This window comes from Candidatus Electronema sp. JC (assembly GCF_048287365.2).
In the GTDB taxonomy this organism is placed as follows: domain Bacteria; phylum Desulfobacterota; class Desulfobulbia; order Desulfobulbales; family Desulfobulbaceae; genus Electronema.
Window position 1 is genome coordinate 23,071 of record NZ_JBLWEM020000072.1, and the last position, 25,017, is coordinate 48,087.

Annotated in this window: 22 protein-coding genes; 14 read left to right on the forward strand and 8 right to left on the reverse strand. The window is 61.5% G+C overall.

What is annotated here, in order from left to right; genetic code table 11:
- Positions 1–100 precede the first annotated feature (100 nt).
- The 5 genes from ACNKH3_RS12865 to ACNKH3_RS12885 all read left to right on the forward strand — a co-directional run bounded on the left by ACNKH3_RS12865 (position 101) and on the right by ACNKH3_RS12885 (position 7,453).
- Positions 101–994 carry a GNAT family N-acetyltransferase gene (locus tag ACNKH3_RS12865; RefSeq protein ID WP_417917183.1) on the forward strand — a complete coding sequence of 298 codons (894 nt, stop codon included), beginning with the start codon at positions 101–103 and terminating at the stop codon, positions 992–994.
- 12 nt (positions 995–1,006) lie between these two features.
- The gene (gene polA / locus ACNKH3_RS12870) at positions 1,007–3,691 is read left to right on the forward strand and encodes a DNA polymerase I (protein WP_420209514.1); all 2,685 of its coding nucleotides are present in this window, start codon (positions 1,007–1,009) and stop codon (positions 3,689–3,691) included.
- A complete protein-coding gene (locus ACNKH3_RS12875) occupies positions 3,688–4,497 on the forward strand; it encodes an SDR family NAD(P)-dependent oxidoreductase (protein WP_420209515.1) in 810 nt (269 codons plus the stop codon). The genes polA and ACNKH3_RS12875 overlap by 4 nt, the downstream gene beginning before the upstream one ends.
- A gap of 61 nt (positions 4,498–4,558) precedes the next feature.
- Positions 4,559–5,635 (forward strand): peptidylprolyl isomerase, encoded by a 1,077-nt coding sequence (locus ACNKH3_RS12880; protein WP_420209516.1) that lies wholly within the window; start codon positions 4,559–4,561, stop codon positions 5,633–5,635.
- Positions 5,636–5,797: 162 nt separating this feature from the next.
- Positions 5,798–7,453, forward strand: a complete 1,656-nt coding sequence (locus tag ACNKH3_RS12885; RefSeq protein WP_420209517.1) for a DUF3373 family protein — start codon at positions 5,798–5,800, stop codon at positions 7,451–7,453.
- A gap of 58 nt (positions 7,454–7,511) precedes the next feature.
- Here the strand turns inward: ACNKH3_RS12885 and ACNKH3_RS12890 are convergent, their stop codons facing one another.
- The gene (locus ACNKH3_RS12890) at positions 7,512–7,958 is read right to left on the reverse strand and encodes a VanZ family protein (RefSeq protein ID WP_417915780.1); all 447 of its coding nucleotides are present in this window, start codon (positions 7,956–7,958) and stop codon (positions 7,512–7,514) included.
- Positions 7,959–8,071: 113 nt separating this feature from the next.
- On the opposite strand from ACNKH3_RS12890, the gene glgX reads away from it, so the two are divergent.
- The 6 genes from glgX to ACNKH3_RS12920 all read left to right on the forward strand — a co-directional run bounded on the left by glgX (position 8,072) and on the right by ACNKH3_RS12920 (position 15,025).
- Positions 8,072–10,195: a glycogen debranching protein GlgX gene (gene glgX, locus ACNKH3_RS12895; RefSeq protein ID WP_420209518.1), complete on the forward strand. Its 2,124-nt coding sequence runs from the start codon at positions 8,072–8,074 to the stop codon at positions 10,193–10,195.
- Entirely contained in the window at positions 10,192–10,722 is a 531-nt protein-coding gene (locus tag ACNKH3_RS12900) for a GDSL-type esterase/lipase family protein (protein ID WP_420209519.1), read from the forward strand. Before glgX ends, ACNKH3_RS12900 begins: the two co-directional genes overlap by 4 nt.
- Positions 10,723–10,813: 91 nt before the next feature.
- On the forward strand, positions 10,814–11,833 hold the full coding sequence (ruvB, locus tag ACNKH3_RS12905) for a Holliday junction branch migration DNA helicase RuvB (RefSeq protein WP_420209520.1): 1,020 nt from the start codon (positions 10,814–10,816) through the stop codon (positions 11,831–11,833).
- Between the two features lie 298 nt (positions 11,834–12,131).
- Positions 12,132–12,605: a hypothetical protein gene (locus tag ACNKH3_RS12910; RefSeq protein ID WP_420209521.1), complete on the forward strand. Its 474-nt coding sequence runs from the start codon at positions 12,132–12,134 to the stop codon at positions 12,603–12,605.
- Between the two features lie 31 nt (positions 12,606–12,636).
- Complete coding sequence (locus tag ACNKH3_RS12915) at positions 12,637–13,515, forward strand: shikimate dehydrogenase (RefSeq protein ID WP_420209522.1); 879 nt, start codon at positions 12,637–12,639, stop codon at positions 13,513–13,515.
- A 16-nt stretch (positions 13,516–13,531) separates the two neighbouring features.
- Positions 13,532–15,025, forward strand: coding sequence for an ATP-binding protein (locus ACNKH3_RS12920; RefSeq protein ID WP_420209523.1), 1,494 nt, complete (start codon positions 13,532–13,534; stop codon positions 15,023–15,025).
- Here ACNKH3_RS12920 and ACNKH3_RS12925 read toward each other — a convergent pair whose 3' ends face one another.
- The 6 genes from ACNKH3_RS12925 to ACNKH3_RS12950 all read right to left on the reverse strand — a co-directional run bounded on the left by ACNKH3_RS12925 (position 15,026) and on the right by ACNKH3_RS12950 (position 18,907).
- A complete protein-coding gene (locus ACNKH3_RS12925; protein ID WP_420209524.1) occupies positions 15,026–15,406 on the reverse strand; it encodes a response regulator in 381 nt (126 codons plus the stop codon).
- A complete protein-coding gene (locus tag ACNKH3_RS12930) occupies positions 15,372–15,776 on the reverse strand; it encodes a two-CW domain-containing protein (RefSeq protein ID WP_420209536.1) in 405 nt (134 codons plus the stop codon). Before ACNKH3_RS12930 ends, ACNKH3_RS12925 begins: the two co-directional genes overlap by 35 nt.
- Positions 15,777–15,781: 5 nt before the next feature.
- A complete protein-coding gene (locus ACNKH3_RS12935) occupies positions 15,782–16,309 on the reverse strand; it encodes a roadblock/LC7 domain-containing protein (protein WP_420209525.1) in 528 nt (175 codons plus the stop codon).
- A gap of 136 nt (positions 16,310–16,445) precedes the next feature.
- Positions 16,446–16,907 (reverse strand): hypothetical protein, encoded by a 462-nt coding sequence (locus ACNKH3_RS12940; RefSeq protein WP_420209526.1) that lies wholly within the window; start codon positions 16,905–16,907, stop codon positions 16,446–16,448.
- Positions 16,908–16,916: 9 nt separating this feature from the next.
- Positions 16,917–18,080 (reverse strand): response regulator, encoded by a 1,164-nt coding sequence (locus ACNKH3_RS12945; protein WP_420209527.1) that lies wholly within the window; start codon positions 18,078–18,080, stop codon positions 16,917–16,919.
- The gene (locus tag ACNKH3_RS12950) at positions 18,077–18,907 is read right to left on the reverse strand and encodes a response regulator (RefSeq protein WP_420209528.1); all 831 of its coding nucleotides are present in this window, start codon (positions 18,905–18,907) and stop codon (positions 18,077–18,079) included. The genes ACNKH3_RS12945 and ACNKH3_RS12950 overlap by 4 nt, the downstream gene beginning before the upstream one ends.
- Before the next feature lie 159 nt (positions 18,908–19,066).
- On the opposite strand from ACNKH3_RS12950, the gene ACNKH3_RS12955 reads away from it, so the two are divergent.
- The 3 genes from ACNKH3_RS12955 (at position 19,067) to ACNKH3_RS12965 (ending at position 22,799) form a co-directional block, all read left to right on the forward strand.
- Complete coding sequence (locus ACNKH3_RS12955) at positions 19,067–21,139, forward strand: response regulator (protein WP_420209529.1); 2,073 nt, start codon at positions 19,067–19,069, stop codon at positions 21,137–21,139.
- Between the two features lie 104 nt (positions 21,140–21,243).
- Complete coding sequence (locus ACNKH3_RS12960; RefSeq protein ID WP_417916745.1) at positions 21,244–22,221, forward strand: IS481 family transposase; 978 nt, start codon at positions 21,244–21,246, stop codon at positions 22,219–22,221.
- A gap of 161 nt (positions 22,222–22,382) precedes the next feature.
- The gene (locus tag ACNKH3_RS12965) at positions 22,383–22,799 is read left to right on the forward strand and encodes a hypothetical protein (protein WP_417916744.1); all 417 of its coding nucleotides are present in this window, start codon (positions 22,383–22,385) and stop codon (positions 22,797–22,799) included.
- Here the strand turns inward: ACNKH3_RS12965 and ACNKH3_RS12970 are convergent.
- Positions 22,777–25,017: a TOMM precursor leader peptide-binding protein gene (locus ACNKH3_RS12970; protein ID WP_417916743.1), complete on the reverse strand. Its 2,241-nt coding sequence runs from the start codon at positions 25,015–25,017 to the stop codon at positions 22,777–22,779. The genes ACNKH3_RS12965 and ACNKH3_RS12970 overlap by 23 nt on opposite strands.

Here is a 25,017-nt window from a genome sequence, read left to right on the forward strand (position 1 = left end):
TATGCAGGCCCAATTTTCTTGAAAAGACTGCTGAATGCTGCTATCTCTGAAAAGAGCAGCTTTGCTGCGCGTTCCTTCAACCGGGATCATTCAGATTCAGATGAACAGCATGATGCTGCACGATTTTTCTCCTGCCGCGCTGGTTCGGGCGATAGAGGAGAATTTCGTCGAGAGCTGGGGCAATTTTGGCCGCATTGGCGGCGAGCTGCATCAGGACGGCGGCATTGTCCGCATCGCCTGCGCCATTCCGCAGATTCCCTACAACGGCGTGCTGCGCACAGACTGGCGGGCCGGAACAGACATCACGGCGGAGATCACGGCGAACATTGCGTATTTTCGGGAGCGGCAGGCGCAGATGATCTGGGCTGTCACGCCGTCAACGCAGCCGCCTGATTTGGCCGCGCATCTTGTCCGGCACGGCTTCAGCCTGCTGTATGAGCTTGCAGGCATGGCGGCTGATCTTGCCTGTCTGCCAGAGCCGCCGCCGCTGCCGCCCGGCGTGGAACTGCGCGAGGTGGATGATCTGCGCAGCCTCCGGGAGTATGCGGATTTGGTGGTGGAGAAATGGCGGCTGCCGCCGGAGAACATCGAGCATGTCTTCGCATTTCACCGGCAGTGGGGCATCGGGCCGAGCAAGTCCGGGCGGCGGTGGCTCGTCTGGAAGAACGGGGTTCCGGTAGCCAAGGCATTGCTGTCGCTGGCGGCAGGCGCAGCAGGCATCTACGGAGTCAGCACCGCGCCGGCGGCCAGACGGCAAGGCATTGGCGGGGCAGTGACGGCGGCGGCTCTGCGGGCCGCTAGGCAGGCAGGCTGCCGCATCGGCGTGCTGCATTCCACCGGCATGGGAAAAGGCGTGTATCAGAGTTTAGGCTTTAAAGAATACTGCAAAATTGGCATTTACGTCCTTGCGCAGGACGGGCCGAGCATGGCGGAACAAGCCTGCTTCGCCGTCGGCCATGCAAAAAAACTGGGCAGCGTCAGCAAAATAAGATAGACTGGCCGGGCTATGAACTCCTCCGGCAAAACAGTCTATCTCATCGACGGCAGCGCGTACATCTACCGCGCCTTTCATGCGGTCAAACCGCTGCATACCAGCGGCGGCCTGCCCACGCACGCGGTTTTCGGCTTCATCAGCATCATCCGCCGCATTTTGCGCGAGAAGCGACCGGAATATATAGCCGTGGCCTTTGACAGCAAGGGGCCGACATTCCGCCATCAAATTGCCGCTGACTACAAAGCCAACCGCCCGGCCATGCCGGAGGATCTGGCTGTCCAGATTCCTTACATCCGCCGGATCACTGAGGCGTATCGGATATTCAGCCTCGCCACGCAAGGGCTTGAGGCTGATGACCTGATCGCCGCTGCCGCCAAGCGTCTGGCTGAACAAGGCTGCCACGTGGTCGTGGTTTCCGGCGACAAAGACCTGCTGCAATTGGTCGGCGCGGACATCACCTGCTGGGAGCCGATGAGCGACAAGCTGCTGGACGCGGCGGCGGTTGAGGAGAAGTACGGCCTGCCTCCAACGCGGCTGCTCGATTATTTCGCCCTGATTGGCGACAGCTCCGACAACATCAAGGGCGTGCCGGGCGTGGGGCCGAAGACGGCGCAGAAGCTGCTTGCCGAGCACGGCACGCTGGAGGAGCTGTACGCGCAGGTCGCCGGGATGAAGAAGTCCAAGGTCAAAGAAAACTTGCTGGCGCATCGCGAGGATGCCTTTCTTGCCCGCGAATTGGTGCGGCTTGACGAGCAGGCCGAGGTGGAAACGGATTTGGAGAAATACCGCGTCGCCGCGCCGGATGCGGGACTGCTGCGCGAGCTGCTCACCGAGCTGGAATTCACCAGCCTGCTCAAGAGCGATGTGCCTGCTGCCGGATTAGACACCGCAGGGTTTCAGCTCATCACCCGCCGCGACGAGCTGGAGCGGCTGGCAGATGAGTTGCGCACAGCGGAATATTTAGTTATAGACACTGAAACCACTTCACTTGACCCGCTCCAAGCCGAGCTGGTCGGTCTTTCTCTTTGCACCGGCATTGGGCAGGCGTGGTATCTGCCCTGCGGCCACCGCGACGCGCTCGGCCAGCTTTTGCCGGAACAGCTTCATCGGCAAGATATTTTGGAGCTGGTCGGCCCACTTCTGACAGATGGCCGTCTGCCGAAGATCGGCCACAATCTCAAGTATGATTACGCCGTCTTGGCCGCGCCGCAGAACGGCGGCCTGCACTTGGCAGGGCCGCTCTGGGACAGCATGATTGGAGCATGGCTGCTTGATCCCAACCGCCGCTCGTACAAGCTGGACGACCTCTGTTTGGAGCAGGGCTTCAAGCTCACCTCCTTCGCCGAAGTGACCGAGGCGAGCAAGGCGGCGGATGCCTTTTGCCGGGTGCCGCTGAACAAGGCCAAGGATTACAGCTGCGAGGATGTGCAGGGCAGCCTGCGCCTTTTCTTGCAGCAGCGGCCTGAGCTGGAGCGGCTCGGCCTCTGGCAGCTCTTCATCGAAGTGGAAGGGCCGCTGATTCCCGTCTTGGCGGACATGGAACACAGCGGCATTCTTATTGATCAGGAGCTGCTGGGCCAGATTTCTGAAGATTTCGCCGCCCAGCTGGCCCTGCTGGAAACAGAAATTCACCTTGCGGCAGGCCATCCGTTTAACATCAACTCGCCCCAGCAGCTGGCTGAAGTGCTGTTTGAAGAGCTGAACCTGCCGCGTGACCGCAAGACCAAGACCGGCTATTCCACCGACGCGCAGGTGCTGGAAAAACTGGCGTGGCGGCACGAGCTGCCCGCGCTGATTGTCCGCTTCCGCAACCTCGCCAAGCTGAAATCCACTTATGTTGACAAGCTGCCAGAGCATGTCAGTTCGGTCAGCGGGCGGGTGCATTCCTCTTTCAATCAATGCGGCACCGCCACCGGGCGGCTCAGTTCCAATAATCCGAATTTGCAGAATATTCCCATCCGCAGCGAAGAAGGCCGCCGCATCCGCGCCGCCTTTGTCGCCCAGCCCGGCTGCCTGCTGCTGGCCGCTGATTATTCGCAGATAGACCTCCGCGTTCTGGCGCATTACAGCCAAGATGCCGCTTTAATTGAGGCATTCAGGAAGGATGAGGACATTCACGCCTGCACAGCGGCGGACATCTTCCGGGTCTCCCGCTCATTGATAACATCCGACATGCGCCGGATCGCCAAAAGCATCAACTTCGGCATTGTCTATGGAATGTCCAGCTTCGGCCTTTCCGAGCAGCTCGGCATCAGCCGCCGCGAGGCCCAGCTTTTCATTGACCGCTATTTTGAGCAATATCCGGGCATCCGGCGGTTCATGGACGCGACTATTGAGCAGGCCAAGATGGACGGCTATGTCAGCACGCTGCTTGGCAGGCGCAGGCTGCTGCCGGAAATCAACTCATCCAACCGCAGCCGTCGGGAATTTGCCGAGCGCACAGCGATCAACACGCCAATTCAGGGCACAGCGTCGGACATCATCAAGTTGGCGATGCTCAAGGCGCATGAAACCTTGAAGAACGGGCAGTTCCGAGCCAAGCTGCTTTTGCAAATCCACGACGAGCTGGTTTTCGAGGTAGCAGAAGATGAGGCGGCGGCTGTCCAAAACTTGATCGTGCCGCTGATGGAATCAGTCATGGAACTGGCCGTGCCGCTGAAGGTCAATGCGGGCGCAAGCCACCGCTTGGACAAGTGACGGCCCGGAAAAACGCTTTGGTGCTGGGCGCAAGCCGGGGCGTGGGCCGGGCCATCGCCCGCAGGCTGGCCGCCGAGGGGATGCGCCTCTGCCTGCCGTGGTTTGACTGGCCGGAGTCAGCGCAGGAGATGGCGGCGGAGTTCAGTGGCCATCTCGTCCTTCAGGCTGACCTGCGCGCGCCGGAGAGCGTGGCGGCAATGGCCGCGCGGATCGAGGCGGAATTCGGCTGCCTGCATGTTTTGGTCAACAACATTGAGCGGGGCGGAATGCCGATAGTCCACGGCAGCTACAGCCGCCCGGTCAACAGCGGCCAGTGGCAATTGGAGTTTGAAACCACCCTCCATGCCAAGTGGCTGGTTTTTGAGCAATGTCTGCCGCTGCTGCGCCGGGCGGAGCAGGCCGCTGTGGTCAATATTTCCTCAGTGGCGGCACTGATCGGGCGTTCCGGCCCGGCTGGGCTGCTCTTCAGCGACGGCTATGCCGCAGCCAGCCGGGGCGTGGCCTCGCTCACGGAAACTTGGGCAAGGCTGGGCGCGCCGTCCATCCGGGTCAACGAGCTGATGCTCGGCCTGATCAACAGCCGCCACGGGCCAGGCACACGCGGCTGGAGCTTGCTCAATGCGACGGAGCGTGAAGCCCTGCTGGCGCACACCTTGCTGGGCCGCACCGGCAGGCCGGAAGAAGTCGCCGAGGCCGTGCTCTTCCTGCTTCAAACTGACTTCATGACTGGCGCGACGCTGCGCTTGGACGGCGGCTTTGTCCTTGGCGGCGAGCAGGCGCCGGAGATGCCGCCCGGTGTCCTGTAACAGTTATTTTCATCTGCTTTTTCTGTGTACTCACCATCAACTTTCTGTCGGAGGGATATCCATGAACCCGCTGCTTCCGCGTCTTTTTTCCGCGCTGGCCCTGTCCATGCTGCTGTTGTTTTCAGGACAGCCCGTCTCAGCGCAACACTCGGCAACAACCTCAGAATCCAAGGAAAACAAAATGAAAGACGGACTCTACGCGAAGATCAAGACCAGCAAAGGCGACATCCTGCTGGAGCTGTTTTACGACAAGGCGCCGCTGACGGTAATCAACTTTGTCGGCTTGGCAGAAGGCACGCTGGCCTACGGCGGAGCCAGCCAGCCGACCGGCACCCGCTTCTACGACGGCCTGAAATTTCACCGGGTGATCAAAGACTTCATGATTCAAGGCGGCTGCCCGCTCGGCACCGGCACCGGCGGGCCGGGCTACACCTTTGCCGATGAATTCGAGTCCGGGCTGAAATTCACCGGGCCGGGCATTTTGGCCATGGCCAACGCCGGGCCAGGCACCAACGGCTCGCAGTTTTTCATCACCCATGTCGCCACCCCGCATCTGAACGACAAGCACACCATCTTCGGCAAGGTGGTCGAGAGCCAGAACGTGGTGGACAGCATTCAGCAGGGCGATCTGATCAGCACGGTTGAAATCATCCGCCAAGGCGAGAAGGCGCAGCAGTTCCAGACCGATCAGGCCGCCTTTGACAAAGCCAAGGAAGAGATTGAGGCCAAGAAACAGGCCGGTGCTGCCGAGGGACAGAAGAAGACTGTCCAGCTCATCAAAAAACGCTGGCCCAAGGTGCAGTCGAACAAGGAGGGTCTGCATTGGGTGGTGAACAAGGCGGGCCAAGGGGCGGCTCCTGCGCCGGGCGCGCGGATCAGCGTCCATTACACAGGCCGCCTGCTGGAGAACGACCGGAAATTCGACAGCTCCTATGACCGGGGCGAGCCGATTGAGTTTGAGGTCGGCAGGGGCCGGGTCATTCCCGGCTGGGACATGGCCCTCAGCAGCATGAAGCAGGGCGAGAAGCGCACCCTGATCATCCCGTCGAGCCTCGCTTACGGCGAGCAGGGCGCGGGCGGCGGCATCATTCCGCCCAATGCCTGGTTAGTCTTTGACGTGGAGCTGGTGGGCTTCTGATCTTCCGCCCCTGACCGGGCGGCATCACGGCAAGGCGGCCAGCGGCGGGGCGGCTGGCCGCCTTGCTGCTTTGACCTTGGTCTTTCCCGCCTGCCGCAGTATACTTTTCATGCGGCATTGCAAACTGAACCTTCTCGGAAATTCTAAAAAAGAGCGAAGAAAATGCGAAAGAAAATTTCTGCATTAGCCCTTGCTGGCCTGATGGCCCTGCCTGCCGCCGCCTTGGCTGGCACACAGACAAACAGCAACAACGCCGACCTTGCCCGCCGGGTCGAGGAGCTGTCCCGCGAGCTGGACGAGCTGAAATCTCAGCTGGCAAAACAGCAGGAGAACGTTGACGGCGCGGCAGGCCGCCTCAGCGAAAAAGTGGCAGGCGTGGACGGCAAAGTCGAGGAGCTGGACAGCAAGCTCGGCGAGCTGGAGGAAAAATCCGAGGCGGCGGCCTGGGCCTCGCGCTTCCAGTTCTCCGGCGACTTCCGCGCCCGCCTTGATGCCTACAGCGCGGACGGCGCGGCCTTCATCAATCCGCAGACTGGCGGAACCGAAAGCCGCAACTACAGCAACGACAGCCTCTTCACCAACCGCTTCCGCCTGAACATGGAGGCCAAGGCCGCCGAGAATCTCACCTTCAAGGGCCGCCTCGCCATGTACAAGGTCTGGGGCATGGAGAGCTATCCCCGCAACGACCTGAACAGCTGGTGGCCGCAGTTTGACGGCAATGTCAGCCGCACCCCGTCCGACAACGCCCTGCGGGTGGACCGCGCCTTCATCAACTGGACCAACATCGCCGGCCTGCCGGTCTGGTTCTCGATTGGCCGCCGCCCGACCACAGACGGAATGCCGTCAGAAGTCCGGCTCGGCACCGACAAGAAAATGGCCACCACCACCGCTTACATGGACTACGCCTTTGACGGCTCGACCTTGGGCTATCAGTACGACTGGGGCGACATCGGCTTGGACGCGCTGGGCGCAGGCCGCATCCGCTGGTGCTACGGGCGCGGCTTTGAGAACGGCCTGCAATGGGACGCGGCCACCGCGCAGGAGCTGGCCACGCTCGATGACACCGATTTCACCGGCATCAGCTGGGATGTGTTTGAGAAAGATGACCGCCTGCTCTATTTCCAGTCCTTTGTCGCCTTCAACATGTTCCAGCGGCCTGACTTCGCCAGCGATGCTGTTGACGCGATGATGGAGCAGCTGGCCGGCCCGAACCGCACCGAGGGCAAGATTTACCACAGCTCGCTGGTCTATCAGAGCAAGGTCTCGGATTTCAATTATTTCCTCTCCGGCGGCTGGAGCCGCACCGCGCCAGGCGCGAACGGCATGTTCAACGACTACGCGACAGCCATGCTTATGCAGCCGGACGGCAGCATGGCCGCCAACCCGGACTGGCGGCCCAACACCGGCGCCGAGAACGGCTTCGCCCTCTATGCGGGCCTGCGCTGGGACATTCCCGACAGCCCCTTCAAGATCGGCGCGGAGTACAACTACAGCTCGGAACACTGGATCGCCTTCAGTCCCGGTCACGACGATCTCTATCTCTCCAAGCTGGCGACACGCGGCCAGGCGGCGGAGCTGTACATGCTCTACGATCTGCCAGTGGGCGAAAAGCTCTCCGAACATGCCAAGGCGTTTCTGCGGCTCGGCTGGCAGCATTACTGGTACGACTACACCGGCGCGGACTGGAACGTCAAGCCTTACGCGACCGACGATGCGCGGCTGATGACCGCCGCCCTGATGATCGCCGAGGACACAGGCTCGCTGATGCCGGTCGAAAGCGCGGATCAGGTTTATCTGAGCTTGGACGTGTTCTTTTAACGGAAGAACAGCAAACTTTTCCGCGCAGGGGCAGCCGCTGGCCGCCCCTTTTGCATTTCTAAAAACGACGTGCTGGAACGGCAGCCAGCTCAGGCCGGGGGCGGAGCAGCTGCTCCGCCCAGACAGAAAACCACGTGAAGAGCAGGATGCCTGCCCCGTTGGCGAGGATGTCCAGCAGCTCGAAGCTCCGGGATGAAATGAAGCACTGGCCCAGCTCCTCGGCCAGCGTGAAGCAGAAGACGAGCAGGCTGCCGAGATAGAAGCCTGTGCCGAGCCGCCGAAAATTCAGGGCCGCGTTGACCGCCAGCGTGAACGGGCCGAAGAGGAGGAAATGTCCCAGCTTGTCGCCATAGGCCAGCCGGTCGCTGATGGTGAACACCGGACGGAACATGCTTTTTGTATGAGCGCCGGTGTCAACCAAATACACAATCCAGAGAATGCCGACGGAAAAAAGCGCGGCGGCAGTGATGACAAGGCTGCGGATAAGGAAGTCGTGACGGCTCATGACAGAGGCTCCTTGCGGAAAAGGCGGTTTTCGGCTTTGGGAAAAGGCCGCCGGTGGTGTAGGATGCAGCTGCGGAGAATAAAAGAGTACGCAATCAAGTCCAGTTCGTCAATATGAAAATAGAATTCCCCATCCTGCAAGGCAGCCCGCAGCCTTTAGGCGCGACAGCCACGCCCAAAGGCGTGAACTTTGCCCTCTTCTCGCGGCACGCTGAGGCCGCCTCTTTGGTGCTCGGACTGAAAGACGACCATGACGCAGCCCGTTTCGAGATATTCCTTGATCCCAAGCTGCATAAGACCGGCGACATCTGGCATGTCCTGATCGGCAAGCTGCCGCCGGGCATCCGCTACGGCTGGCGGCTGACCGGCCCATACCAGCCGGAGAGCAGCGGCCTGGCCTGCGACAGCCGCCTGATTTTGCTCGATCCCTATGCCAAGGAGCTGCGCACGCCGCGCTGGGGCGAGCCGCGCAATCCGGCGGGCAGCCAGACCCTCTGCCTGATACCCGACGAAAGCTACGACTGGGAGGGCGACCGCCCTCTGAACACCCCGATCCAAGACACGGTGATCTACGAGCTGCACGTGCGCGGCTTCACCGTGCATGAGTCATCGCAGTGCCGCTTTCCCGGCAGCTTCCAGGGCATCATGGAAAAGATCCCCTACTTGCAGGAGCTGGGCATCACGGCGGTGGAATTGATGCCGGTGACTGAATTTGACGAAACAGACTGCGTCTTCCATAATCCAAGCACGGGCGGGCAGCTGAAAAACTACTGGGGCTACAGCCCGCTCTCCTTCTTCGCACCCAAAGCCGCCTATTCGAGCGACAGCAGCCACCCGCTGCGCGAGTTCCGCGACATGGTCAAGGCCCTGCACCGCGCCGGGATAGAGGTCATCCTCGATATAGTGTACAATCACACTGCCGAAGGCGGCTGGGACGGCCCGACCAGCTCCTTCCGGGGCATCGACAACCCGATCTACTACCTGCTTGACCCGTGGACGCGGGCCTACCTGAACTTCTCCGGCTGCGGCAACACCTGCAACTGCAACCATCCTATCGTCCGCAGCCTGATCATGGACGCGCTGCGCTGGTGGGTGATTGACATGCACGTGGACGGCTTCCGCTTCGACCTCGCCTCGATACTGGGCCGCGACCAGCAGGGACACGTTCTCAGCAATCCGCCGGTGGTGGAGATGATCGCCGAAGACCCGGTGCTGGCTGACACCAAGATTATTGCTGAGGCTTGGGATGCTGCGGGCCTGTATCAGGTTGGCAACTTCTCTGATCATCACCGCTGGGCCGAGTGGAACGGCAGGTTCCGCGATGATGTCCGCCGCTTCATGAACGGCGTGCCGGGCCTGAGCGGCGCGCTGGCCACGCGCATCGCAGGCAGCTCAGACCTCTACCAGCATAATGGCCGCCGCCCCTGCAACTCGATCAACTTCATCACCAGCCACGACGGCTTCACCCTTGCTGATTTGGTCAGCTACAATGAAAAGCACAACTTGGCCAATGGCGAGGAGAACCGCGACGGCGATAATCACAGCCTGAGCTGGAACTCCGGCTGCGAAGGACCAAGCGACGACCCGCTTGTGCAGCAGCTCCGCCTGCGCCGGATCAAGACCATGGCAGTGATCCTCCTCCTCTCGCAGGGCGTGCCGATGCTCGTGGCAGGAGACGAGTTTGGCAGGACGCAGCAGGGCAACAATAACGCGTGGTGCCAGGACAGCGAAATAAGCTGGATAGACTGGCGGCTGGCGGAAAAGAACAAAGGCCAGCTCCGCTTCTTCCAAAAACTGATCCGCCTCCGCCGCGACCACGCCATCTTCCGCCGCGCCGAGTTCTTCGAGATCAGCAGCCCGGACAGGCCGCCCTCCTCGCAGGAGATCATCTGGCACGGCAAGGAGCCGGGGCGGCCCGATTGGTCGTCCGGGAGCCGCACGTTAGCCTTCCTCCTCAAAGATATCGTGTTCAACGACGGCACGGATGCGAATTTCTACGTCATGCTCAACGGTCAGCCTGATCAGGCCGCGCTCTTCACAGTGCCGGAGACCAACACTGGCACTCGGCGCTGCGTCTGGAAGAAGATCATCGACACTGGACTCGAATCGCCGAATGATTTCCGCGACCTCAATCAGGCTCCGAAGATCGCCGTCGGCGCGGCAGCCCATGTCGCAGCCATGGGCTGCGTGGTCTTGCAGAGTGAAACCTTGAAAACAGCAGCTCGGAGGACAAAATGACGCGCAAAAAGAGCCTGCTTATGCTCGGCGACTCCTTGGTGGAATGGGGTGACTGGGACACGCTGCTGCCGGACCTCGCGGTGATCAGCCGGGGCCGGGCGGGCGAGCTGTGCGAGACACTGTCGGCCCGCCTCTTCGATGAGATCGACAGCGTGCGGGAGCCGGATTGCATCCTCCTGATGTCCGGCACTAATAATCTGCTCATGGGCAGCCCGCACTTCACCGCCATTTTTCAGACCCTGCTGCCACGGCTGACGCTGCTCTGCGGCAAGAGCACGGTCTTCGTCAACTCCATCCTGCCGATGACCGCGCCCGGCATGACGAAGGAGGCTGTCGCCGCAGTCAACCGCGAGCTGTGCGTGACCGCCGAGGGCAGCGGCTGCCGCTTCCTCGATATGACCGCGCCCTTCACCGAGCAGTGCCTGCCCATCACCCGGCCCTGCTTCCTCAGCGACGGTGTGCATCTCTCCACTCTGGGCTATCAGGTCTGGGCCGGAGAGATCAGGAAATGCTGTCTGGCTCTGTGATTGACAGCGGCGTTTTCCCAGAGTATTCTTGCTGCCTGTACGAGAGGGGCAAGAGCGGGCGCAGCCGTGGCAATTTTGCATAACACAAGGCATGAAGCACGAAGAAGAGCTGACCGGCAAACGGCTGGTGGCGGGCAGCAGGCTGGCGGACGAGATCCAGCCTGACATCAGTCTGCGCCCCCGCCTGCTGGACGAGTACATCGGCCAGGAGCAGGTGAAGAGCAGCCTGCGGGTCTTCATCGAGGCTGCCCGCAAGCGGGGCGAGGCCCTCGACCATGTGCTCTTCCACGGTTTTCCTGGCCTCGGCAAGACCACGCTGGCCTGCATCATCGCTAACGAGATGGGCGCGGCCATCAAGACAACCTCCGGCCCGGTGATTGAGCGGGCCGGCGACCTCGCCGCGATCCTCACCAGCCTGCAAGCAGGGGACGTGCTCTTCATCGACGAGATCCACCGTCTCAACAGCGCGATCGAGGAAATACTTTATCCGGCGATGGAAGACTACCAGCTGGATCTCGTCATCGGCCAGGGGCCGGGCGCACGCTCGGTGAAGATCGACCTGCCGCCCTTCACGCTCGTCGGCGCGACGACCCGCACCGGCCTCCTCACGCCGCCGCTCCGCGACCGCTTCGGCGTGCTCCTCCGCCTTGAGTTCTACTCCCCCGAAGAGCTGGTGGCGATTGTCAGCCGCTCGGCGCGACTTTTCGGCATCGGCATCACGCCGGACGGCGCGCTGGAGATAGGCCGCCGCTCCCGTGGCACGCCGCGCATCGCCAACCGGCTGCTCCGCCGCGTGCGCGACTGCGCCGAAGTCGGCGGCCATGCGCTGATCAACGCCGACGTGGCCTGCCGCGCCTTAGACATGCTCTCCGTTGACCGCTTCGGGCTGGACGAGATGGACCGCCGCATCCTCCTCGCCCTGATCGACCGCTTCCAAGGCGGCCCGGTCGGCTTGGAGACCTTGGCCACAGCGGTCTGCGAGGAAAAAAACACGCTGGAGGATGTCTGCGAGCCGTTCCTCATCCAGTCCGGCTTCCTCATGCGCACACCGAGAGGCCGCGTCGCCACAGCGGCGGCGTATAAGCATTTCGGGCGGACGATGAGCACGTAGGGGCACGGCATGCCGTGCCCCTACGAGGCCAAGGATTTTATCCGGCGATGCGGAAATGAATGCGTCGTGATACGACGATCCGCATCGGCAGGACGAAACCCTGTAGGGGCGGTTCGCGAACCGCCCCTACGGAACCGTTTAACCACGCTCATTAACGCATAAAAGATATCGCACCACAGGCTGAACCATACCTCGCCTATGCTTCAACGCATCCAGCGAGACGAAGAACCTTGCCGCTGAGACGGCGAACCAATAACCAGCAGCGCAAAACCACATAACTTAACCGCAGGAGGACATGATGCCAGACAATTCCAATAACCCCAACCCACCGAACCCGCCGCCGCATGTGCCGACCCTTGCGGACAAGCAGATCGACCTATCGCATTTTGACTTGATGGATCTTGATGCGGACGAGACCCGCAGCCTGCCCAAGCCGAAGACTGAATTTCCAGAGGCGGCCCGCCAAGTTCTGGGCCTCTACCCTGATTTTTCAGACAAGCTCAAATTGACTGAGGAGGAATTCGACCCGGATAAGGTGACGGAGCAGCTGGCGCTGGCCGAGCAGCTTGTTCCTTATGCCGAATGGCTGGAACGGCGGGCGGAGCAGGTGCGCGAGACAAGGATGTTCCACCTCGCCGATGCCTACCGGGCTGTGCTGCGGGTCTATCACCGTGCCGACGCGGCGGCGGCCTTTGATCCGCAGGTCGGCCACGCCTTCGCCTTTTTGTCCGACTACTTCGGCGCAGGCAAGAAGAAGAGCAAGAAGGACTGAGACCGCCGCTTTCGGCCCTTTGCAGACATCTGTGAACCATTCCACCTTGCAGCAGGTCAATCACATGCCTCTGATCAACGGCAGCACTGAACTTTTCGGCATCATCGGCAGCCCGGTCAGCCATTCCCTCAGTCCGGCCATGCACAACGCCGCCTTCGCCAGCCTCGGCATGAACCGCGTTTATGTGCCGATGCCGGTCCGCGATCTGGCCGAGGCCATGAGCGGGCTGCGCGGCCTTGGTTTCAAGGGCGTGAGCGTCACTGTGCCCTATAAGGAAGCTGTCATCCCCTTTCTTGATGAAACAGATCCGGTGGCGGAGCGGATCGGCGCGGTCAACACGCTGCTCCTGCGGCAGGACAATGCGGGCCGGACTGTGATCAGAGGCTGCAACACCGACTGGCTTGGCTCCAACGCCGCGCTTGCGGCGGCTGGCATTGCGCTTGAGCGCAGCCGGGTGGTGGTGGCAGGGGCTGGCGGAGCGGCGAAAGCGGTCGGCTTCGGCCTGATGCAGGCCGGAGCCAAGGTTGTGATCACCAACCGGACAGCGGCAAGCGGCATGAAACTGGCGGAATGGCTCGGCTGCGAGTTTGTGGCCTTGGACGACCTGCCCTGGCTGACAGCGGATGTGTTCGTCAACACCACCTCGGCAGGCATGGAGCCTGACCGGGAGGGGATCATCATCTCCCCTGCCCTGCTGCCCCGCTTCGCCGCAGTGATGGACATAGTCTATGCGCCCTTGGAGACCCGCCTGCTGCGCGAGGCCCGCGCCGCAGGCTGCCGCGCCGTTGACGGCCTTGCCATGCTGCTGCATCAGGGCGCGGAGCAGTTCCGCCTCTGGACAGGTGAAGCGGCCCCGGAGGCGGCGATGCGTTCCGCGCTGGAGAGAGCGCAGCTGGCCGAAAGCCATTGAGCGCAGGGAATCAGCCATGAAATTCTTCCATCTGTCCCAGTTCACCAGCAAAAAGCCGAAGCCCGGCAGCGAGGAGCCGGATCAGGACGACCCGGCAGGCCAGCGGCCCTTCGCCCTGGTGAAATACTTCTCCTTTACCTCGCTGACGGTCATCCTGATCGCCTCCTTGGTGCTGACCTGGAGCTTCTCCCAAAACGCCCGCAAGACCATGCTTGAGCGGAGCGGGATCTACTCGCGCATGTTTGCGGAGAGCCTCAACCGGCAGGTCTTCTACCTCTTTGTTCTGCCGACCTATGTCCGCTACGGGCGCATCGCCCTCTCGGATCCGGTGCAGTACAGCCAGCTGGACTTGATCATCACTGACATCACGCGGGGCATGAATATAAAATCAGTGACGATCTTTGACTCGAAGGAGAACATCATCTCCTATTCCAGCGAGAAGGCTCTGGTCGGCAGGAAAAATGCAGGCGGGCTGGAGTATGAAAAGGCTCTGCTGGGTGAAAACTCCACGGTGCTGGTATCGAACGGCTCGATGCTCAATCTGATCCTGCCTGGCAGCGGGCCGGTCTCCTGCCTGCTGCAAACCTACGTCCCCTTCCGGCAGGACAGGGGCGGCGGGCAGGGGGAGATCATGGGCGTGGTGGCAGTGACGCAGGACCTCTCGGCAGACTTGGAGGCCCTGATTTCACTCCAGTTCAAAATAATTTCAGTCTCGCTGGCCGTGATGGGCCTCCTCTTCGCTGTCCTCAGCGCCATCGTCATCCGCGCCGACCGGATCATGGAAGCGCGGGCGGAGGAGCGGCGCGAGCTGGAGAAGCAGCTGCATGAGTCGAAGCGGCTGGCCGCCTTGGGCAAGATGATCGCCTCAGTCTCGCATGAGATCAAGAACCCGCTCGGCATCGTCCGCTCCACAGCGGAGATCATCGCCAAACGGATTGGGAAGGTCGCCCCTGGCAATGAGCACTTGGCCGCCATCATCGTGCAGGAGACCACCCGGCTGGACGGCATCGTCCGTGAATTTCTTGACTTCGCCCGGCCCAAGGAGCCGAACTTGGCCCCAACGTCGCTCAACAGCCTTGCCGAGCGGATGTCGGTCTTCATGGAGGCGGAGTTCGCCGCCAAGCGGATAGAGCTGAAGCTGGACCTGGACCCGTCCCTGCCTGAGCTGCCGCTCGACAGCGAGCAAATCTATCAGGCCCTGCTCAACATCGTGTTCAACGCCGTCCACGCGATGACGGAGAAGGGCGGCGGCAGGCTGACCGTCCGCACGGCGGTGCCCTCAGACAGCGGCGGCGCGCTGCTGGAGGTCGCCGACACAGGCTGCGGCATGTCCGAGGAGAAGCTGACGCATATCTTCACGCCCTTCTACACTGACAAGAACCGGGGCACCGGCCTCGGCCTGGCGATCACCAGAAACATTATAGAGAAGCACGGCGGAACGATTGCGGTGCGGAGCAGGGAGGGGGAGGGAACCGCCTTCGCGGTGCGCTTCGGCGGCGGCGCGGACTGATCAGTCCGGCAGGTGCCGCGCCACAACCGCCAGCACGATGTCTGCGGCGAAAGGCTTGAGGAGGAAATCCGCCCCGCCCAGAGCCAGGCCCTGCTCGCGGTCAGCCTCATCCTCCTTGCCGGAGATGAAGATGACTGGAATATGGGCGGTGGAGGGGTCGGCCTTCAGCTCGCGGCAGACCGCGAAGCCGTCCAAGCCGTCCATCATGATGTCCAAGAGGATCAGATCGACGGCGGACGGATCCTGCCGGACGATCTTCAGCGCGGTCTCGCCCTTGGGCGCAGCTTTGACAGCGTAGGACTTCTGCAAAATCATGTTCAACAGCATGAGGTAGCTGGGTGTGTCGTCAACTGCCAGCACGCATCTTCTTTTCTGCTCCATTGCTTGGTTCCGCTTGAGTGAAGGGATAGCTGGCCGCTTCGGCGATGCGCTCCCGCAGTCGGCGGACGATCTGCGCCGCGCCCTCGAACCGGTCCAGCTCCTCGGTCAGCACCTGCTCGTAGAACTTGCAGGCATGGCAGGTGGTCATGTCGCGCGCGAAAATGCCCTGCACCTTCTCCGCCGGGCCGGAGAGCGTGCCGGTCAAGGCCCAGCAGGCCCTGCCGCCGTTCACGCCGCCGTTCACGCCATTGACCGCAGTCAGCGTCGAGGCGGGACAGACACCGTCCCGCTGCGCGTTGGCGCCGCCCGGCTGCCTGCCGCAGCGTTTGACCTCCCAGCAGTTCCGTCTGGCCATGCCTGCGGCGCCCATGCGCTTCAAAGAGGGCCTGCGGGCTGCGCCAGCAGGCCGTCAAAGACCGCGTCCACGTGCGCGTCGCTCAGCGACTCGGCCACGTCGCGCAGATGCGCGGCAGGCCGCCGCCCCTGAAGGCGCGGCGGCGGCGGCAGATCCGGCATTCGGAAATCTTCAGCCAGCGACTGGATCACTTTGTTGATCTCCAGCTTGGCGATGCCGAGGCTGTCCGGGTTGTCGAAGAGCAGGATCAGGTGGATGTGGCATTTGCCCGGCTCGGCCCGCAGCGGATTGCGGCCCTCGTTGAGGCAGCGGGCCAGCACCAGCGCCTTTTCGGTGTGGATGTAGGTGAACTGGCAGCGGCCGAAGCCCATGTCCAATGAGGTCTTCTGCGCGTGAACCAGCAGGCTGTTGGCCAGCGAGGCGACTAATTTCAGGTCAAGGTCGAACGGCTCGCATTTGGCCAGCAAACGGCCTTCGGCGGAAAACAGGGCTGTGCCGAGAAAGCCGTCGATCTCCGCCAGCCGGGCCAGTTTTTTCTGCACATCCATAGATTGACTCCATGTCCGAACATCAGAATGCCGCAGGCTGCGCACAACCTGTACTGTAGCAGAAAAAGACAGCCGGTCAAAGCAGGATGTGCGGAAAAATGGCCGGGCGGCGCAGCAGCTCCGCCCGGCGCCGCCTTCATTCCATCAGGGTGAAGGTGATGGCCGAGCCGCGAGTCTCCGGGATCGGCGCGATGCTTTTCCTCGCCGGCCTGCCCATGCGGATCAGCGCGGCCTGGCAGACATTCATGATCGGGCAGGTGAAGGGCGTGTCCACGCCGGTCTTCAGCACCGCCTGGGTCATGTCCCAGCCCTGGCAGCCGTTCAGGGTCATGATCAGCCGCCTGCCGTCCTGGCTGACCGCGAAGGAGTCGATGAAGCCCAGCTCCTCTTGAAAGACCCGCCCGACAGCGGCCAGCGCCTCGTCCGGCTCCAGCCCCTCCAGCTTCAGGCCCATGTCGCGTTCCAAAATTTCCAGAATGCTGCGGCCTGTCTCGCTCATGACCGCGTGGGCCGCCTCGCCGAACATCTCGTGCAGGCTTTTGGCCATGCCCGCGATCATCAGGCTCATCAGCCGCATCTGCTTCCTGTTGTCCTCCATGCGGCCTCCTTATTCCGGCTTGACCAGCAGCCTGCGCAGCTGCTCAAGGTAGCGCTGGCCGACCAGCCGGACGTTGCCGAGGGTGCCTTCCCGGCTCACCGCGATGCCGATGTAGTACTGCGGCGTGATCAGGCGGGTGAGGATCCAGGCGTTCTTGGCCTGGACCAGATTCTCCTCCAGCTCGCCCAGCCCTTTGAGCGAGTCCACCGATTTCTCCACCAGCTTCATCACCATCGCGAACTTGGCTGAAAAAGCCTCCACGTCCGCGCCGGTGGGATTGTGCAGGGCCAACGTGATGCCGTCCATGCCCGTGACCTGAATCGCCAGCACGCCGTCCATCTCGTCCGCCATCTTTTTGAGCAGCTCTTTGATGCCCATGTCGCCTCCTGTCAAAGTCAGAATGTTGTTTGCAGCTTTTGCCTGTTCATCCTCTGCGCCGAAGCGGGCCAGCTCCTGCCGGGCCGCCTCCAAGGGGCTGCCGTCGTCCTCAGGGCCGCCGCGCTCGTCCTCGCGCTGCGCCGCCTTGAAGAGCAGCGGCAGCAGCTCGGACTGCATCCGGCTGCCAGCCGCAGGCGCGGGAAATTCCTTCATGCTTACGCGCACATCCTCCCAGGCGAGCATTTCCAAAGCCGCCGCGTCGCCGGCCAGCTGGTCCGCCTCCGCGTCGATCAGCTCGCCCTGACGGAAGAAGAGGCTGCCGCTGCGGCCTGACGGATGAAAAACTTTGACATGCACCGTCTTCTCCTCCATCGCCACCATCTGAAGAAAACTGCTCAGAGACAGACCGGAGAGACTGCGGCGCCGCTCCTCGTGCGCGTCGAGCGCCTTGCAGACCGCCTGCTCCAGGGCTTCGATGTCAAAAGGCTTCTCAAGTATGTCCAGCGCGCCGGCCTTCTTCAGCAGCTTGTCAAGAAGAGGCGTGCCAAAAGCGGTCATGACGATATGCGGCACCTCAGGAAAGGATTCGCTCATCACCGAGAGCAGCTGAACGCCGTCCATGACTGGCATCCGCAGATCGGTCACCACTAAGTCAAGCCGGTTCCTGTCCAGCATGTCCAAAGCCTCACGGCCATTTTCCGCTGTCAGTATATGCAGCCGCCCGTTGCCTTCAAAACCGGATTTGATGCTCAGAAGAAGCGCCGGCTCGTCGTCAACGATCAGCACCTGCTTCATGGACAGCCGTGTTCGGCTCCGTCTGCCTCCTGCCGGAGGCGGCGCAGCTCCTCCCGCGCCCGGTCGAAACAGGCGCTGCCGCCGCCGTACTGGTCAAGGCGGCAGCGGGTGCGGAGGAGCAGGTAGGCCAGTCTGGAGTTGATCCTCGGCTCCGGGAAAGGCGGGCTGTACTCCTTCAGACCGAGGGTGAAATCCTGCCAGTCGAGCATGGCCAGCGCCGCGCTGTCGCCGGTGAGGCCGTCCTGCTCCGCGTCGATGAGCATCCCCTCGCGGAAGAAGAAGCTGCCCTGCCTGCCGTCTTGGCGGAAGACCTTGAGGTGGATGGTTTTATGCTCCATCGCCGCCAGCTGAAGGAAAATCTCCAGCGGCAGGCGGCAGCGGCAGCCGCTCCTGTCCTCCAGCGCCCTGGTGATCTCCCGCTCCAAGGTCTCGATGTCCAAGGGCTTGTCCAGCACCTTGAGCGCGCCCGCCTGCCGCAGCTCCTGCCGCATGGCCGGAGAGCCGAAGCCGGTCATGACGATGCTGGGGATTTCCGGGAAGGACTCGCTCAGGGCGGCGAGCAGCTGGAGGCCGTCCATCTCCGGCATGTTGAGGTCAATCACCGCCAGATCAAAAATGCCGCTGTCAATGATGCCGAGGGCCTCGCCGCCGCTGGCCGCTGTCAGCACCCGGAAGCGGGGATGGTTCGCCAGCCCGGCCTGAATGCTGGCCAGCAGCTCCTGCTCGTCATCAACAATCAGCACCTGTTTCCGGGCCGCCAAGGGCTGAGGATTGTTTTTGCCTGCGGCGGCGGTTATACTGGTTTCAGTCTGATCTGCGCTCTGCATGTGCGCTGCCTCCATTGATGCAGTTGGAACTGTCCGGCGGAATATTTGGCCCCGCAGCTCGCAATGTAGCAGCAAGCCCGTCAAAAATAAACAGAAAACTGCCGGCGGCGGCAAGAAATTCCGGCAGCCCCGCCCCGCCGCGCTGTTGGGAAGACGACGATGAAGACCGAAGCCGCCCGCATTCTGGTTGTGGACGATGAGCCTGCGGTGCTGCGCCTGCTCCATCATGCGCTGGAAGAGGAGTGCTATCAGGTGCGGGATGCCGCCGACGGCGCGTCCTGCCTCTGTCTGGCCCGTGCAGAGCGGCCTGATTTGATCCTGCTGGACATCAACCTGCCGGATCTCTCCGGCTTCGAGGTGTGCAGGCAGCTCAAGGAGGATGCCGCGACCCTGCGCATCCCGGTGATTTTCCTCACCGGCGCGGAGCAGGACGAGAGCGAGTTCCGCAGCTTCGGGGCGGGCGCGGCGGATTTCCTCCGCAAGCCGGTCAGCCGCGACCGGCTCTGCCTCCGGGTGCGGAACGTCCTTGACAGCACGGCGGCCACCGAGCAGCTGGAGCGGCAGGCCCGCGACCTCGCCCAGACCAACGAGCGGCTGAAAGAGTCCCTGATCATGCAGGAGCAGGTGCAGCGCACCCTTCTGCAACGCGATCAGATGCTCTGCGCGGTCAACTACGTGGCCAAGACGTTCTTGCAGGCCCCGCGCTGGCAGGAGGTGATCAGCGAGGTGCTGGGCTGCCTCGGCGGCACGGTCAGCTGCGAGCAGGCTTACCTCCGCCTCTTCGCCAGCGGCGCGGCGCAGCAGCAGGACGCGGTCTGGTCGCGGCCCGGCAGCCGCCCCTCCTGCCTCAGCATGGACGTGCTTGCCGCCTGGCGGCCCCCGGCGGAGCTGCTGAAGAGCGGCAGGCCGCTGATCAATGTCAACTGCGGCCTGCCCGCGCAGGTGCGGGAGGTCTTGGAGCAGAACCATATCCGCTCCTGCCTGATCCTGCCAGTGCAGGTCGGCCAGACGCTGCGCGGCTGCATCGGTTTTGACTGCGGCCAGCTCCGGCGGCCTTGGGAAGGCTCGCTGGTGCAGGCGATGATGATTTCAGCGGATGTGATCGGCGCGGCGGTGCAGCGCGAGCTGGTCTCGCAGGAGCGGAGCAGGCTGGCCGCCGCGATCAAGGAGTTTGCCGACTGCGTGCTGATCACCGACGCGGCAGGCCGCATCGCCTACGCCAATCCCGCCTGCCAGGCCGTGACCGGCTGGCTGCCGGAGGAGGTCGCGGGCCGCCGCCTGAGCGAGCTGCCCGGCGGGAGCGACGAGCAGCCGGACTGGAGCGCGCTGCTGGCCGCCGCCGCGCAGGGCGGGCAGTGGCACGGCGAGCGGCGCAGCCGCCACCGGGACGGCAGCTATTATGAGGAGGCGGTGGCGGTGGTGCCGGTGCGGGACGGCAGCGGCCCGGCAGCCAGCTTCTGCGTCATCCGCCGCGACCAGACCGAGAAAAAGCGGCTGGAGTCCATCGCCGAGGCGGCCAATCTGATGGAGAATGTCGGCTTTGTCTTTTCCGGGGTGCGGCACGAGCTGGCCAATCCGCTCAACTCGCTGAAGATGGCCCTCAGCGTGCTGCGGCGGCAGATGGACACGCTCAGCCGGGAAAAAATCCGCGAGTTCCTCGACCGCTCGATGGGCGAGATCAGCCGGATGGAATATCTGCTCTCCGCCTTGAAGAATTTCAACCTGCTGGAGGAGCAGCGGCCCGCGCCCTTGGATTTGGCCGCCTTTGCCGAGAAGTTCAAACGCCTGCACGAGCAGGATCTGCGGCAGAAGGGCATCCGCCTTGAGCTGCGGGCCGAGGAGCCGGGGCCGCTGCGGGCCTTGGCCGACGAGCGCGCCCTGCATCAGGTGCTGCTCAATCTGCTCACCAACTCGGTCAACGCCCTGCGCAAGCAGCCGCAGCCGCTCATTGCCATCACGCTGGCCCGCAGCAAGCCCCGCTGCGTCCAGCTCCGCTTCGCCGACAACGGCTGCGGCATCTCCGCCCAAGTGCGGCGGCAGCTCTTCACGCCTTTTTTCACCACCCGGATCAACGGCACCGGGCTGGGCCTGACCTTGGTCAAAAAGATGCTCACAGCCATGAACGGCACAGTGATGATGGACGGCAAGGAGGGCGAAGGTGCTTGGGCGGTGATCACCCTGCCGGAGGCTCCGCTGCCGGAGAATGCGGCAGCCAACAATGCTCTGTCCTGAAGTGTGTGTCAAGACCCGTATGATAATATACCATGGCCGTTGTTCCGAGCTCGGGAACGGATCAGCGAGATATTATCAAAACATGAACAGCCTGGTTTGTCATCATGAACATCACCCTGCACAAAAGAGCGCGGACGACCCCTGCGGTCCGTCGGGAAATTCAGCAGTCTCAGCTTTCTGAACGGAAGCTGGCCGCTAAACATGGCATCAGCAGGGACACCGTCAGCAAGTGGAAAAAGCTTGAAACTGTTGAGGATTATTCGCACACGCCGCATAATTTGAACACGAGCCTCACATCTTCTCAGGAGGCGGTTGTGATTGAATTGCGGACATCGCTGCTGCTTCCAATCGATGATCTCCTTGTTGTTGTGCGGAAATTTTTATATCCGAAGATGTCGCGCTCCGCTCTTGACCGCTGCCTGAGACGGCACGGGATTTCAAACCTGAAAGACCTGATCTCCGAAAAGGACGGGCCTGAAAAGCTATTGAAAAAATTCAAAGATTATGAACCGGGCTTCATTCATGCTGATATAAAATATCTCCCGAAGATGCCGGATGAAAAGAACCGAAAATATCTGTTCACAGCTGTTGACAGAGCGACACGATGGGCGCATCTTGAAGTGCGGGCCTCGAAAAATGCCGAAGAAGCCCGGTCTTTCCTGAAGAATATCATTGAGAATGCTCCTTTCTTCATCTCGAAGATACTCACAGACAATGGCAAGGAGTTCACAGATCGTTTCTGTCCGACAGGTGAGCGGGAGCCGACTGGAAACCATCTCTTCGATCAGGAATGCGCGGAGCACGGCATTGAGCATCGTCTGATAAAACCGAAAAAACCGCAGACAAACGGCATGGTTGAACGCTTCAACGGCAGGATTGAGGATATTGTTCAGCAAACCCGCTTTGAATCAGCCCAGCAGCTTGAAGAGGCTTTGATTCAGTATCTGAATATCTATAACTCCAATATTCCTCAAAGAAATATTGGTCATGTCACGCCGGTGGAGGCTGTCAACAAGTGGAGGAAAATTCATCCAGAATTGTTTAAAAATTCGGAATATAATCATCCGGGTCTTGATAATTAGGTATAAGCACCCTTTGTGTTAAAATTAGTTACAAAAAACCTAATGTGCGACTCTTTTGGGATGCTGTGTTGCTGAAGACAGTTCGGCTGCTGATTTGATTGTCTTGAGATTCCAGTTAGTTGGAAAAATATGAGCATGCTTGATGGTATTGCCTTCCGCACATGACCAAGGAAGTGTGCTGGGAAACAGCAGGCCCACATCTGTTGGAATGCTTCAAAGTGGCGCGTCATCGCGCATACGTTAACATCGGCTGTATTGACAATACATGTATTTTCATACAGTTACCGAACATCTCGCAGACTGAAAAGAGTTGCACATTAGGTACAAAAAATCAATACCGGACAGAGAAGGTCAGCATGGCCGTTCCGGCTGCTCATTTCCGCCGCCAAGTCGGCACTGTCCGGGCTTTCCAAGCTGACGTTTTGATATTCATCCTTAAACCATATTCCGCCCGCCCGCGCAACAATGAGGCGGAAAGCTCATTTGTCTGGGCAAAATGCTTGGAAGGCCGGGCGGAGGTGCTCCTCAGTGCAGGCCACAAGAGAGGACGAGGGTTCAATGCGGATAAATGCCGTTGAAGAGGTCTTCGTAGGCCAGCGGCTCGGCGCGGCAGCCCATCATCACCGGCATGTTGAAGAGACGGTCGGAGGCGGAAAGGATTGGCTCCGCGTTTTTCTGTACCCCGCCGCTGGCGATCACCCGCACCACTGGCACCCCGATGCCATCCTTGGTGAGATTGACCGCAATCACTTCAGCTTTGGGAAGCACAGCGAGGATGCGGGCCAGCACTGTTCTGATGTCGTCAGACACGGACTGGGCCGATTGATTGACGAAAGAGGAGTAGTTCACCGCCGGGCCGCTGTCCTCGTTCATCTCCAAGGTTTTGAAGTGATTGAGGGCGAAGAGCGAATGATACTGAAAGACCAGGTCGCGGGCCAACGGGTTGCGGTAATTGCTGATCCGTCTGTCCGCGCCGGGATCGCGGGCCTGATATGCTTCGGAAACGCTCCGTTCCAAGGCAATGGCCGGATCAAGACTGGCTCCGAAGCCGTTGGAGGCATAGAACGAATAGTTGCTGTCATCAATCATCCAAGCCCGGAAGACTGGGAAACCGAAGTCGCTGGTGTAGTCGCGCAGCACCAAACGCAGACCGTGCGCCGCAATCCGGTCGAGCAGCTCTCTGACTGCGCCGGGCAGCTTGTCGTCCAGCACGATGCGGGGCCGCTGCACCTGGTTGGCCTGCCAGATCATCCAAGCGTCGTGCTCGATCAGCTCCAGCAGGGCCTGAAGCACTGCGTCCTCATAGGTGCCTCCAGCGGCCAAGCCGCCGGAGGCAGTGTCGTAAAACTGGCCTGCGAAACGGGTGTTGGAGAGAAAAACCATTGAGGCGGGCACTAATTTGGGACTGCCGTCATGAAGCGAGTGCCCCCAGACCCAGTCAATGGGCAGCTCCTCGTCAAACCGGTCCATCTCGCCCTGATGATAGACAGTGCCGATATGATCAGGGACATTCATCGCCACATCGCGCACCTCGCAGTACGGAGCGCGGATCAGGCTCACGCCGCCATGATATCTGGCACTGATCCGCTCAAACAGCTCAAAAGCAGCGGAAAAATAGGCCTGCTCTTCGGTCAGGCCCTTGCCCCGGCTGTTCTGCTGCGGCACGATCATCCGCCTTTTCGGGTCGTAATTCGTTTCCGTGCAGGCGGAAAAACGGTAAAGCATGTGATCAAGCGGGCCGTCATGATGTCTGCGGATGCTGACCTTGGCTCCAAGCCGGGCCAGACTTTCGTCCAGCAGTTTTTTTGTCTCCTGATTGGAGATGCTGCGGCGACCGCCCACAGTGTACTGCACGGGTTTGTCCGCATGGAATGCGACTGCCGGGGGAATCATTTTCGGCCTGCCTTCATGCAGGCGGTCAAGTGCCAAAGCATGACATGCCGGGCAGCTGCTGATCGGAAAAAACTCCACGGCTAACTGCCCGGCGGCGGACGGCTCGGCAAAAAGCAGCTGACGGCCAAGCAGTTCCGGGTTTTCACCGCCGACCCGCAGCCGTTCCGCTTCGCGGGCGATCAGTTCCGCCGCCCAGACTGCCGCCGCCCGCTGCTGCGGCGTGTCAGGCAAAGGCCAAACCGCCGCCAATCCTTCCAAACTCTGCCAAGGAAAGGTGCTGCCGCCAGCCCGCGCCAGCCGCAGCCGCCGATGTTCCGTGTAGCAGCCGAAGCAGGAGGTCAGGCCGGGCAGGACGCTTGGCCCGGCAGCCAGCTGATGGCCGTCGAAATAGCAGAGGATGAACGGAGAACGCCGCTTGAGGAAAAAGGTGTTGAAGTCCAGCAGCGCACGGAACGTAGCCTGCTCAGGGCAGAGGATGAACACGGTTCCTGCGGCAAAGATTTCATCATCCTCTGCCGGAAGCTGAAAGGGCAGCAGCAGCACCTCTCCCGTCAGGCTCTGCCGCAGCGTCTCGGCCAGCCTTCCGCTCCCGATCAGACAGAGCGGCGGAAGGGGCTGGAGCAGTGCTGGCTGGGCTTTTATCTCATCGGCGGTCAGCAGGCCCGACTCAGTCAAGGTTGCAAGAAAATTGAGCACATCTTCGGCGGGAAATTCACCTGCAAAATGCTCGACGATCTGATTTGCCGCCGTCTCGTCACCCACTGCGTCAAGCACCCTGCCCAGCACAGGGGGATCGCATTCTAAAAGTTTCAGCTGGCCTTGCACAGCCACGGCCACAGCTTCGCTGCCCGCAGGCGAAAGGGAAAGCCGGGCATTTTTTCTGATCACAGTATTCGCGTTCAT